The following is a 12,064-nucleotide window of genomic DNA, read 5'->3' on the forward strand; positions in this document are numbered from 1 at the left end:
GTTGCAGCGGCTGGGGACGCGGCATTCGGTGCAGGCTGGCGCGCGCAATTGAGGCGAGAGGGCGGCGTGTGGGATGGAACAATATCGCCTCCGACAGGACGGACAATCCGGTCTCTGTGAATAACTTCATCCGGGTGGGCTATCGGCTGCGGCACTCCTGGGTCGCGCGTCCTCCGCCAAACATGCGAAGCACCCTGGGCCGCTCCGCAAAGTCTTTATTGGCGGAAATGGCTTCGCTGAACAATGGGAGCGGGTTTCCCGTGAAGCGGAAGGCAGCCTTATCGACACTGATGAGGGCCCGGCAGCTTGGCGGCTGCCGCGCCCTTTTTGCGTATTGAAACGATGCGGCTGAACCACTTGCGAAGCCGTTGCCGCCGGGCTTTAAGTTGGTGCTGCAGGAAATTCGGCGACCATAAGCCGATGCAAGGGAGCGCTGTCGATGCCCACCAAGCCTCAATTGCCGGAACGTCCGTCGCGGGCGACAGGCGGACCGGCTGCGCTCGACGGTCTTCTGGTCGTCGACTTCACGCGCGTCGTGGCGGGGCCAGCCTGCACGCAGACGCTTGCCGATTTCGGCGCGCGCGTCATCAAGATCGAGAATCCGGACGGCGGCGACGATACGCGCGCCTATGAGCATGCCGAAATCGGCGGCGAAAGTGCGGCCTATCTCAGCCTGAACCGCAACAAGCGCGGCATCGCGCTCGATCTCGCCGTGCCCGAAGCGCGCGAGATCGCGCTGGATCTGATCCGCAAGGCGGATGTGGTCGTGGAGAACTTTTCCAGCGGCGTCATGAAGAAGTTCGGCCTTGACTACGAGGCTGTCGCGCCGCTCAATCCGCGGCTCGTCTATTGCTCGATCTCCGCTTACGGGCGAACCGGACCATTCGCCTCGCGTCCCGGTTTCGATCCCATTACGCAAGCGGAAAGCGGCTTCATGTCGCTCAACGGGTTTGCCGATGGCCCAGCGGTGCGAACCGGCCCGCCCATCGTGGACATGGCGACGGGGATGTCCGCGTGCAACGCTATTCTGCTGGCACTCCTGGCGCGGGACAGGCTTGGCCGCGGGCAGCATGTCGAGGTGGCCCTGTTTGACATCGCAATGGGGATGACCGGCTTCTACGGCATGGCCTATCTCATCAACGGTGAGAACCCCGGACGGTTCGGCAATTCTCCGAGCGGGTCTCCCACCGTCGGGGTCTACGAGGCTTCCGACGGCCCTCTCTACATGGCCTGCGCTAACGACCGGCTCTATCGCCGCCTGGTGGTCGAGGTGCTGAACCGGCCCGATCTGATCACCGATCCGCGCTTCGCCTCGCGCAAGGCGCGGTCCGAGAACAAGGAGCTGCTGCGGGCCGCCATCGCGGAAGTGTTTGCGGGCGATACACTCGAGAACTGGATGGCGAAGATGAAGCTGGCCAATATTCCGGTCGGCTATCTCCGCACAGTTGAGGAGGGATTCAACGCGCCAGAGGCCCGGGAGCGCCACCGCTTGAGCCGGATTCCACATCCTACGGCGGGATGGGTCCCCAATATCGAGCCTCCGATCAATATGAGCTTGACCGGCGCGATTGATCCTGTGGCGGCACCCTTGCTGGGCGAGCATACCGAAAACGTCCTGCGTGATACGCTGGGATACGACCAACGTCGGATCTCGGAGTTGGCACAAAAGGGCGCCTTTGGATCAGCCAAGCCGTCGCCATCGGTCTGAACCCGCTCGTTCGCCTTGAGCAGGGCGTGACACGCTGGTGCCGCATCCGCTTGATTTGGCGCTGCTCCCGCCGCATAACTATGCGACAGCAGGGGAGACGAATGGCGCCTGACCAGGAGCCGAGCATGGGTCAGCCGACAAGGCCAGAAGCCAGCGCCTATGCGGCCATGATCGCGAAGGCCCGGGCGCTCCTGCCGCAGCTGCGTGAGAGGGCGGCGCGGACCGAGGAGCTTCGGCATCTTCCGCCGGAAACCGAGAAAGACCTCCACGACGCCGGTCTGTTCCGGATGCTTCAGCCCAAGCGCGTTGGCGGTGCCGAGCTCGACTACGTCGCCCTCGTCGATTGCGCGGAGCTGCTCGGCCGGGCGGACGCGTCTGTTGCTTGGAATCTTGCCAACCTGGCGAGCCATCACTGGATGCTCGGCATGTTCGAGCAGAAGGCTCAAGATCTGGTCTGGGGGCGCGATCCGGATGCGCTGATTGCGTCCTCGTTCATTTTTCCGGCCGGTCGCGCCACGAGGGTCGAGGATGGATACCGGCTGCACGGGAGCTGGCCATTCTCGTCGGGCGTTGCCTCCTGCGAGTGGAACATGCTCGCGAGCGTCGTCTACTCCGATGACGAGGCTGATGGCATCGAATATCGAATCTTTCTGCTGCCGAAAGGCGACTACAAGGTGCTGGACACCTGGAATGTCGCGGGATTGCGCGGCACCGGGTCCTCTGACGTCGAGGTCAGAGATATCTTTGTGCCCGACTACATGACGGTCGCCGTCGGCGATCTTGCCGGCGGGCCGACGCCCGGAAGCGCAGTCAATCCCAATCCGTCGTATACGCTGCCTGTGTTCTCGCTGTTTCCGTACGTCCTGTCCGGCGTCGCGCTTGGGAATGCGCAAGCGTGCCTGGATGATTATGCGGAGGTCGCGCGTCATCGCATCTCGACTTACAACCGCGCCAAGCTGAGCGACTTCCAGAGTACCCAGATCAAGATCGCGGAGGCTTCAGCCAAGATCGATGCTGCTCGCCTGATCATGCGTTCGGCCTGTATCGAAGCCGTGGAGAATGCGAGACGCGGTCATATCCCCGATATGGCGACGAAGACCAGGTATCGACGCGATGGAGCCTTTTCGGTGAATCTGTGCACCGAGGCGGTCTCAATGCTGTTTGCGGCGAGCGGGGCCCGCGGCCTGTTCACCACGGGCGTGTTGCAGCGGCAATTCCGTGACGCCCACGCCATCAACTCGCATCTTGCGTTCAACTTCGATGCGGCCGGAACCAACTATGGACGCGTGGCTCTCGGGCTACCGTCCGAGAACCTCACGCTCTGAGGCCGGCCGATGACTGACCTGCCGAAGCAGCCGGCCGTTCCCGATCCTGCCAATGAACTTGCGAGCGACAGTTCGTCGATCGATCCCCGCGATTTTCGCAACGCGCTCGCCACATATGGAACGGGCGTAACGATCATTACGGCCACGGCGGCTGACGGAAAGCCTTATGGCATCACCTGCAATTCGTTCGCGTCGGTCTCCTTGAATCCCCCTCTGGTCCTGTGGAGCCTCGGGATCTATTCGTCGAGCCTGATCGTGTTTCAGAATGCCAGCCATTTCACCGTCCACGTGCTCGGCACCTCGCAGCAGGCGCTTGCGAACAAGTTCGCAAAATCCTCCGGCGACAAGTTCGCGGACGTCGACTGGACGCCGGGCCTCGGCAATGCGCCGGTGCTCGCCGAGAGCGTCGCCAATTTTCAATGCCGCGCGGTCAATCGCTATTATGGTGGCGATCACGTGATCTTTCTCGGCGCGGTCGAGGCCTATGCCTACAATGCCAAGGAGCCTCTCCTTTTTGCGCGCGGGACGTATGGCCGGTTCCTGGCGGATGATGATCGCAAGAAGAAACCGTAGGCCTCATTCCCGTCCGACAGCCTAGCCCTCTGCCGCTGAAAGTTTGTAGATCTCCAGCGCGTCCGCCTCGGCGCCTCGCGCGGCTTTCGCCATCCTGAACAGCTGCCCCGCCAGCGAGGCCATTGGCACCGGCGTCGACGTCGTCTGCGCGACGTCGGCCACCGTATCGAGGTCCTTGAGCATCGTGGCGATATGACCGAGGGGCGGTGAATGAATCCCCTGGACCATCCGCGGCACGAACAATTGAAGCGGAATGGAATCTGCAAAGCCGCCCGCGAGCGCTTCGGGCAACCGGTTGGCATCAATGCCGGCATTCACGGCAAGGCGTGTCGCTTCCGCAAGTACGGCCATCGCGCAACCGACGATCACCTGATTGCAGAGCTTTGTGGTCTGGCCGGCGCCGGTGGGCCCCATGTGGGTGAATCTGCGGGCCATGGCCAGCACATAGGGCCGCGCGCGCTCGATCTCCTCGGCTTCTCCGCCGGCCATGATCGCAAGCGTGCCCTCCTCAGCGCCCTTGGTGCCCCCGGACACCGGCGCGTCGATCCAGGCAGCGCCATTCGCCGCCTTCAGTCGCGCCGCAAGGTCGCGCGCGGCCTCAGGATGGATCGACGAGAAATCGACCACGAGCTTTCCTCCGCCGGGGGCTGCGGTGAATCCCTCCGGCCCGAAAATCACCTCTTCGACGGCGGCCGCATCCGTGACGCACATGAACGCGATATCAGAGTTCGCCAAGACGTCACGAGGCGTGGCTGCACGCGTTGCACCAGCCGCGACGAGCGGTGCTACCTTGCCCTCCGAGCGATTCCAGACGCTGACCTGATAGCCGGCTTTGAGCAGGCGCCGGGTCATCGGTGTCCCCATCAGCCCAAGGCCGACATAGCCGAGCCTCTCGACGCCTTGCGGGTTTGTCTTGCTCGCATCAGCCATAGGTTGCCTCGTTCTGTCGCAGCGCAAACGCCCCTTACCATACATGGCAGGCCGGGCAGCGAAACCGGTCAACCCGCATGGCTTGCTTGATTGTTTGAACCATGAAACATTTGCGGCAGTCGGGTTGGGTGGCGCCGGTCGGCGCCGGAGCAGCGGAGTGGGCACGATGCGAACCGTTTCGAGGTGGAGCATTTCGAAGTGGATTCTGGCTTTGGGAGCGGCAGCAGCTGTGAGCGCCGGCGTGAGCCCGTTATGGGCGCAGCAGACGATCCGCGTCGGCTGGACGATCCCGGCCGAGGAATCCAAGTACTGGATGATGCGCCGCCCGGCTGAGTTTCCCAATATCGGCAAGACCTACAACATTGAATGGACCCAGTTTCAGGGCACCGCGCCGATGACACAGGCATTGGCAGCCGGCGCGCTGGACTGCGCGACACAGGCGCCGCTGTCACTCGCCAACGGCGTGGTCGGCGGCAATCTCAAGGCCTATATCGTGGCGCAGCACGTCTTCGAGAAGCCCGGCGGCTTCTCGGTCTATTGGGCGGTGATGGATGACTCGCCGATCAAGACGATCGCGGACCTCAAGGGCAAGACGGTCGGCATCTCCGTGATCGGCGGTGGCACGCAAGGGCCGTTCAATCTGCTGTTGAACCAGAATGGCGTCGACCCGGCCAAAGATATCAAGCTTGTTGAGGTCGGCTTTGCCGTCTCCGAAGATACCCTACGCCAGGGCCGTGTCGATGCGGTCAACATGAACCAGCCGTTTGCCGCGCGTGCAGAAGCGAAGGGCGGAACAAGGAAGTTGTTCTCGCTGTCGCAGGCGATGCCAAACATCGTGCACATTCTGGAAGCGTGCCGCGCCGATTTCGTCGACAAGAACCCGGAGGTGGTCAAGGCCTATGTCCGCGACATCACCTCGGGAATGAAAAAGGCGCTGGCGAACCGCGACGAGACGCTGAAGGTCGTCAACGAGGTTCTCAAAGCGCCCATTCCCGTGCTGGAGACCTATCTGCTCAAGGACAATGATTTCGGTCGCGATCCTGGTGCCGCGCCAAACTTTCCGGCGATCCAGAAGATGCTGGACATCTACGCCGAGACGGGAATGTTGCCGAAGCTGGACGCGGCGCAGTTCAAGCACCCGACAATCGTCGCGCCACTGGAATAGGGAGCGGCGCTACCTCGAACCCAAGGAGATCGCAACGTCCCAGGTGATCCGGGACGTTGCATGAAGAAGATGCAAGTATGAAGAAGTTGCGATCACGACTCACGACAGACGGCCGCGACCGGGCGCCGCACCGCGCGTTTATGCGTGCCATGGGGCTCGATGACGTCGCGATTGCCAAACCGATGGTGGGCGTCGTCAGCATGAAGGGCGAGCAGACGCCCTGCAACATGACTCATGACTTCCAAGTGGCCGCGGCCAAGACGGGGATCGAGGAGGCCGGCGGCACGCCGCGCGAATTCTCGACCGTCTCGGTGTCCGATGGCATCAGCATGAATCATGAAGGGATGAAGTTCTCGCTGTTTTCGCGCGAGCTGATCGCCGACTCGATCGAGGCCGTCGTCCACGGCCTCGCCTATGACGCGCTGATCGGATATGGCGGGTGCGACAAGACGCTTCCCGGCGTCATGATGGGCATGGTTCGTTGCAACGTGCCGTCCATTTTCATCTACGGCGGCAGCTCGCTGCCGGGCCGCGTGGACGGACGGACTTTGACGGTGCTCGACTCCTATGAAGCCGTCGGCAGCTTCATGACAGGTGAGATCGACGGCACGACGCTCGAGCGGATCGAGCGTGCCTGCCTGCCGACCATCGGCGCGTGCGCCGGCCAATTCACTGCGAACACCATGGGAATGGTGTCCGAGGCCATGGGCCTCACCATCCCCAACGTCTCGATGGTGCCAGGTGTCTATGCCGAGCGCGCGCAGATCTCGCGACGCGCCGGCCGGCTGATCATGGAGATGCTGGAACGCGGCGGTCCGTTGCCGCGTGACATCGTCACGCGGAAATCCCTTGAGAATGGCGCGGCAATCGTCGCCGCGACCGGCGGCTCGACCAATGCCGCACTGCACCTGCCGGCGATTGCAAATGAAGCGGGCGTTGCGTTCACGATCGATGACGTCGGCGAGGTTTTTGCCCGAACGCCGCTGATCGGGAATCTGCGGCCGGGCGGTAAATACACCGCCAAGGACGTCTACGATATCGGCGGCGCTGCCGTCGTGATCCGCGAGCTGATCCAGAGCGGGCATGTCGATGGCAGCTGCATCGCCATCACGGGCCGCACACTCGCTGAAGAATATGGCGCGGCCAACGCTCCCGACGGCGAGATCATTTATGCAGCCCGCACGCCGATTATGCCCGATGGCGGCGTGGCGGTGCTGAAGGGCAATCTCTGTCCCGACGGTGCGGTGATCAAGGTCGCGGGTTTGAAGAGCCAGTTCTTCGAGGGCGTCGCGCGCGTCTTCGAAGACGAGGAAGCCTGTGTCAAAGCGGTTCGCGACCGCAGCTACAAGGCGGGCGAGGTTCTCGTGATCCGCAATGAAGGGCCGGTCGGCGGCCCCGGTATGCGCGAGATGCTCGGCGTCACCGCGCTGATCTACGGGCAGGGCATGGGCGAGAAGGTGGCCCTCATCACCGATGGCCGATTCTCCGGCGCAACCCGCGGCATGTGCATCGGCTACGTGTCCCCGGAAGCGTTTGTCGGTGGTCCGTTGGCGCTCGTTCGTGACGGCGACCGGATCCGGATCGATGCCGTAAACCGGCGCATGGATATGCTGGTTGATGAACAGGAACTCGCGACGCGCCGACGCGATTGGAAGCAGCGCCCGCCGCGCCATCGCGCAGGTGCACTGGCAAAATATGCGCGGTTGGTCGGGCAGGCGCCGGGCGGAGCCGTCACGCATGAAGGCCCGGCAGAATGGCCCTGGTTCGAATGACCGCGCCGCAGTCTTGCGAAAATGCCCGCCGGTCTGGCAGGTTTCTTGCTAAGCTCGTGCCGCTGATGGAGGACATCAGCAGATCCGCCGCGCGACATTCGCGCGCGAGTGAAGTGGGAGACGGGATGACTGTGGTGGCCTCGAGATCGGGCGAATGGGTGGGACCGGCGACGTCACAAAAGCCGGCTTCTGCGATCATCGAGATCGACCGCGTCTCGCAGGTGTTTCAGACCTCGGCGCGCAGGGATCATCTGGCGCTATCGGACATCTCGTTGACAATCGAAGAAGGAGCTTTCGTCTCCATCCTCGGTCCTTCTGGTTGCGGTAAGTCGACACTGCTCTACATCGTCGGCGGTTTCGTCAGCCCGACCAGCGGCGCGGCGAAGATAAAGGGGCAGGCGATCACGGGTCCGGGACCCGATCGCGGCCCCGTGTTCCAGGAGTTCGCGCTATTCCCGTGGAAGACTGTCCTGGGCAACGTCATGTACGGCCCGCGCCAACAGGGTGTACGCGCCACCGAGGCGGAAGCGCAGAGCCGGGCCCTGATCGAGATGGTCGGCCTCAAGGGCTATGAGAATTTCTACCCCAAGGAGCTGTCCGGCGGCATGAAGCAGCGCGTCGCGCTGGCCAGGACACTTGCCTATCATCCTGAAGTCTTGCTGATGGACGAGCCGTTCGGGGCGCTCGATGCTCACACCCGGACACGTTTGCAGAACGATCTTCTGAGCATCTGGGAGCGTGATCGCAAGACGGTGCTGTTCGTGACCCACTCGGTCGACGAAGCGGTGTTCCTCTCCGACAAGGTCGTGATGATGTCGAAATCGCCTGGTCGCATCCGGCAGGTGATCGATATCGATCTGCCGCGGCCGCGCCGGCGTAACGAGCTGTTGCTCGACCCGCGCTACCAGAAATACGTCGTCGAGATCGAGCGCATGTTCGATGAAAGCGACGAGGCCGGACACGCCTCATGATGTCGCCGGCTGCCTTGGTCAGACGCGCTGCCCCGGTGCTCGCATGCATCGGTTTGCTGGGGCTGTGGCAGGTTGCCTCGCTTGCGCTGAAGAACGACAGCTTTCCAACGGCGCTCGAGGCGATCCGCGCGATCCCGGACATCCTTGGCGACAAGGAGTCTCTGATCAATATCCTCGCCTCGCTTCGGCGTATGGCGATCGGGTTCGGCATAGCTGTCCTCGTTTCGATTCCGCTCGGCCTGTTGATGGGCCGCAGCCGGGCCGTCGCGGCTTTCTTCAATCCGCTGCTGATGGTAATTTACCCGGTGCCGAAAGCGGCGCTGATGCCGATTATCATGCTGTGGCTCGGCGTCGGCGATGTCACGAAGACGCTGGTGATCTTCCTCGGCGTCAGCCTGCCGGTGATCTACCACAGCTTCGAGGGCGCCAAGGCGGTCGAAGAGAAGATGCTGTGGTCAGGTGCCGCGATGGGGCTCTCGGCCCTGCAACGACTGGTGCGGATCGTGCTGCCGGCGGCGTTGCCGGAAATCCTGACCGGCTGCCGCACCGGGCTCGTGCTGGCGCTGATCACGATGATCACGAGCGAGATGATCGCCCGCCAGTCTGGCGCCGGCAACATCCTCTTCAACGCGCTCGATATGGGACAGTACGACACCGTCTTTGCGATGATCATCATCGTCGGAGCAATGGGCATCTGCCTCGATGCGATCTTCGAGCGGATCCGCGCGTGGCTGGTGCGCTGGTCCGAGCCTCAGTTCGACATGCCGCTGAGCTTCTCATGACCTCGCACCTTCTCCGCACAAACGTGATCTTCGGGCTCGCGCCCATCGTCCTGGTGATCGCGCTGTGGCAAGGCCTTGTATCGTTCGGTTTTGCGCCTGCTGTCTTGCTGCCGCCGCCGGGCTTGGTCTTCAGCCGGTTGCTCCAGCAGCTCGTGACGTGGACATTTCAGCAGGAGATCGCGGCGACCCTGCTTCGGCTGTTCGCGGGCTTCGCGGTCGCGGTCGTGCTCGGCGTCAGCATTGGCATCGCCGCCGCAGCCAATCCCGCGATCAATGCCGTGGTTCGGCCGATTGTGCGCGTCTTGGCACCATTGCCCAAGGTTGCGCTCTATCCGGCACTTCTGCTGCTGCTCGGCTTCAGCCACGGCTCGAAGATCACGCTGGTGGCGGCGGACGCGCTCTTCCCGATCCTGTTGTCCACCTATTACGGGGCATCGACCGTCGAGCAGAAGCTGATCTGGTCGGCGATGGCGGCGGGAACGCCGCGCTACGAAATCCTGTTCAAGGTGGTGTTGCCGGCAGCGATGCCGTCGATCCTGACAGGTTGCCGGATCGGCCTTGTCATTTCCTGCATCGTGGTGTTTCTGGCCGAGATGATCACGTCGACGGACGGACTGGGCCATGCCCTCGTCACGGCGGCCCGAACCTTTCAGGCCGTCGACATGTTCGTGCCGCTGATCACGATCTCGCTGTTGGGCCTGATCCTGAATGGGCTGCTCGGGGCGATGCGCTCGTACCTGCTGCGCGGCTTCCCCGAAGCGTGAAACTAGACGAAAAGAAGCAAGACCGGGAGTGAACCATGCTGGCTGATCGCATCGAGGCAAAATGGATCGACGCGTTTTGCGAGATCTTCGAGCGTTGCGCCGTCAAGGTTGGCGATACCGCGGCGATCCTTTCGGAAACCCAGTCGCGCGCGCTGAATGTGCATCTGGCGGAGCTCGCGTTGCTGCGCATGGGCGCGCGGCCGTTCCATTTGGTGATGCCGACGCCGCGCAACCGCAATATCGTTCCGGTTCGTTCGACGGGTGCCAGCGAAGCGATCCAGAAGCTCGGCCCCGTCATCACCGCGCTTCAGCAGGCCGGCTTCGTGGTGGATTGCACCATCGAGGGCCTGATGCATGCGGTGGAGACCCCGGATATTCTCAAGGCCGGTGCGCGTATCCTGGTGATTTCCAACGAGCATCCCGAGGCGCTGGAGCGAATGGTGCCGGATCCCGCGCTCGAGAGGCGTGTGCGCGCGGCAGCAAAGATGCTGCGCGGGACCAAGCGGATGCGCGTCACCTCGAAGGCTGGTACGGCGCTCGACGTCGACATGGAGGGTGCGTCCACGGTGGGCGTCTGGGGATGGACCGACAAGCCGGGCACGCTCGCGCATTGGCCTGGCGGCATCGTCGTCAGCTTCCCCAAGAGCGGGACGATCAACGGCACGCTGGTGATGGCACCGGGCGACATCAATTTGACGTTCAAGCGCTACCTGACCTCGCCGGTGAAGATGACCTTGAAGGACGATTATGTCGTCGAGCTGGAAGGCGAGGGCACGGATGCTGCGATGATGCGCGCTTATCTCGCTGCCTGGGGCGATCGCGAAGCCTATGCAGTCTCGCATGTCGGTTTCGGGATGAACCCGGGCGCGCGCTATGAGGCGTTGTCGATGTACGATCAGCGCGACACCAACGGCACGGAAATTCGCGCCGTCTCCGGCAACTTCCTGTTCTCGACCGGCGCCAACGAATTCGCCGGCCGCTACACCGCCGGTCATTTCGATCTGCCGATGATGGGAACGACCATCGAGCTTGATGGCGTAGCGGTGGTGCGGGAAGGCGTGCTTCAGGACGTCTTCGGCTAGTCGCGATCGAGCACGGGCGGGCGAGCCAGGTCGAAGTGCCGGAGCAGGTCCACCATGGCTTGAAGCCGTTTTGCGCGATAGGCATCGACGTCCATGCCGGAATAGTCGAGAAAGCCGGCGCCGGTGCGCAGGCCGATCCGGCCTTCATGCATGTTGCGTGAGATGACGTCGGGCGCGCGATAGCGGTCGCTGCCGAGGGCGCCTTCGAGATAGCGGCTGGCATAGTACAGGATATCGCCACCGCCCCAGTCGATGAATTCGAGTAGCCCCAGCACGGCGTAGCGAAAGCCGAAGCCGAAGCGGATTGCCTTGTCGATCTCCTCGGCGCTGGCGACGCCTTCCTCGACCATGCGCGCGGCTTCGTTCATCGCCAGCGCCTGGATGCGCGGAACGATGAAACCCGGCGTCGCCGCGCAAACCACCGGTACCTTCCCAATGCCTTCAAGCAGTGCCTTGACTTCATCGATGATGGCGGGATCGGTAGCCTTGCCGGGCGACACTTCCACCAGCGGGATCAGATAGGCCGGATTGAGCCAATGCACGTTGAGAAAGCGGCGAGGGTTCACGATCGCGCCGGAGAGATCGTCGACGAGGATGGTCGACGTGGTCGATGCGATGATCGTGTCGGCGCCAACGTGTTTTGAAGCGGCGCCCAGCACCTCGCGCTTGAGCTCGACGACCTCTGGAACGCCCTCGAAGACCATTCCGGCTTCGGCCAGCGCCGCACCGCTCTGGTTAGCCGGTACCACCGAGATCCGCGCAATGAGTGGATCGACATCTGCCTCGGTCAGCAACCCCAGCTTCGATAGGCTGGCAAAAGTCATTCTGACCTCGCCGAGTGCGTCGGTCTCCAGCTTGGCGAAATCCTCCGCGGAACGGGCCTTGATGTCGATCATCGTAACCGCGTGACCCGCGTAGGCGAACGCGACGGCGATGCCGCGCCCCATGCGCCCGGCCCCCAGACAGGCGATGTTGGCGCGACGGGTCATTGA

The 12,064-nt window shown here is 63.1% G+C and carries 11 protein-coding genes; 9 read left to right on the forward strand and 2 right to left on the reverse strand.

Annotated features, from left to right (window positions below; translation table 11 throughout):
• The first annotated feature begins 439 nt into the window (after nt 1-439).
• The 3 genes from ACVWY3_RS02255 (at nt 440) to ACVWY3_RS02265 (ending at nt 3,606) form a co-directional block, all read left to right on the forward strand.
• On the forward strand, nt 440-1,708 hold the full coding sequence (locus ACVWY3_RS02255; protein WP_456836996.1) for a CaiB/BaiF CoA transferase family protein: 1,269 nt from the start codon (nt 440-442) through the stop codon (nt 1,706-1,708).
• Between the two features lie 125 nt (nt 1,709-1,833).
• A complete protein-coding gene (locus tag ACVWY3_RS02260; protein WP_456836997.1) occupies nt 1,834-3,033 on the forward strand; it encodes an acyl-CoA dehydrogenase family protein in 1,200 nt (399 codons plus the stop codon).
• A 9-nt stretch (nt 3,034-3,042) separates the two neighbouring features.
• Nucleotides 3,043-3,606 (forward strand): flavin reductase family protein, encoded by a 564-nt coding sequence (locus tag ACVWY3_RS02265; protein ID WP_456836998.1) that lies wholly within the window; start codon nt 3,043-3,045, stop codon nt 3,604-3,606.
• 21 nt (nt 3,607-3,627) lie between these two features.
• Here the strand turns inward: ACVWY3_RS02265 and ACVWY3_RS02270 are convergent, their stop codons facing one another.
• The gene (locus tag ACVWY3_RS02270; RefSeq protein ID WP_456836999.1) at nt 3,628-4,536 is read right to left on the reverse strand and encodes an NAD(P)-dependent oxidoreductase; all 909 of its coding nucleotides are present in this window, start codon (nt 4,534-4,536) and stop codon (nt 3,628-3,630) included.
• A gap of 166 nt (nt 4,537-4,702) precedes the next feature.
• Between ACVWY3_RS02270 and ACVWY3_RS02275 the strand changes: the two genes are divergently transcribed.
• The 6 genes from ACVWY3_RS02275 (at nt 4,703) to ACVWY3_RS02300 (ending at nt 11,072) form a co-directional block, all read left to right on the forward strand.
• A complete protein-coding gene (locus ACVWY3_RS02275; RefSeq protein WP_456843268.1) occupies nt 4,703-5,701 on the forward strand; it encodes an ABC transporter substrate-binding protein in 999 nt (332 codons plus the stop codon).
• A gap of 77 nt (nt 5,702-5,778) precedes the next feature.
• Entirely contained in the window at nt 5,779-7,473 is a 1,695-nt protein-coding gene (gene ilvD / locus ACVWY3_RS02280) for a dihydroxy-acid dehydratase (RefSeq protein ID WP_456837000.1), read from the forward strand.
• Between the two features lie 125 nt (nt 7,474-7,598).
• Nucleotides 7,599-8,444, forward strand: coding sequence for an ABC transporter ATP-binding protein (locus tag ACVWY3_RS02285; RefSeq protein ID WP_456837001.1), 846 nt, complete (start codon nt 7,599-7,601; stop codon nt 8,442-8,444).
• On the forward strand, nt 8,441-9,226 hold the full coding sequence (locus ACVWY3_RS02290) for an ABC transporter permease (RefSeq protein WP_456837002.1): 786 nt from the start codon (nt 8,441-8,443) through the stop codon (nt 9,224-9,226). Before ACVWY3_RS02285 ends, ACVWY3_RS02290 begins: the two co-directional genes overlap by 4 nt.
• Nucleotides 9,223-9,990, forward strand: a complete 768-nt coding sequence (locus ACVWY3_RS02295; protein ID WP_456837003.1) for an ABC transporter permease — start codon at nt 9,223-9,225, stop codon at nt 9,988-9,990. The genes ACVWY3_RS02290 and ACVWY3_RS02295 overlap by 4 nt, the downstream gene beginning before the upstream one ends.
• A 35-nt stretch (nt 9,991-10,025) precedes the next feature.
• Nucleotides 10,026-11,072, forward strand: a complete 1,047-nt coding sequence (locus ACVWY3_RS02300) for a peptidase M29 (RefSeq protein ID WP_456837004.1) — start codon at nt 10,026-10,028, stop codon at nt 11,070-11,072.
• Here the strand turns inward: ACVWY3_RS02300 and ACVWY3_RS02305 are convergent.
• Nucleotides 11,069-12,061, reverse strand: coding sequence for a 3-hydroxybutyryl-CoA dehydrogenase (locus tag ACVWY3_RS02305; protein ID WP_456837005.1), 993 nt, complete (start codon nt 12,059-12,061; stop codon nt 11,069-11,071). The two genes, ACVWY3_RS02300 and ACVWY3_RS02305, sit on opposite strands and share 4 nt — an antisense overlap.
• Between the last annotated feature and the right edge of the window lie 3 nt (nt 12,062-12,064).

Source organism: Bradyrhizobium sp. USDA 4486 (assembly GCF_054057995.1).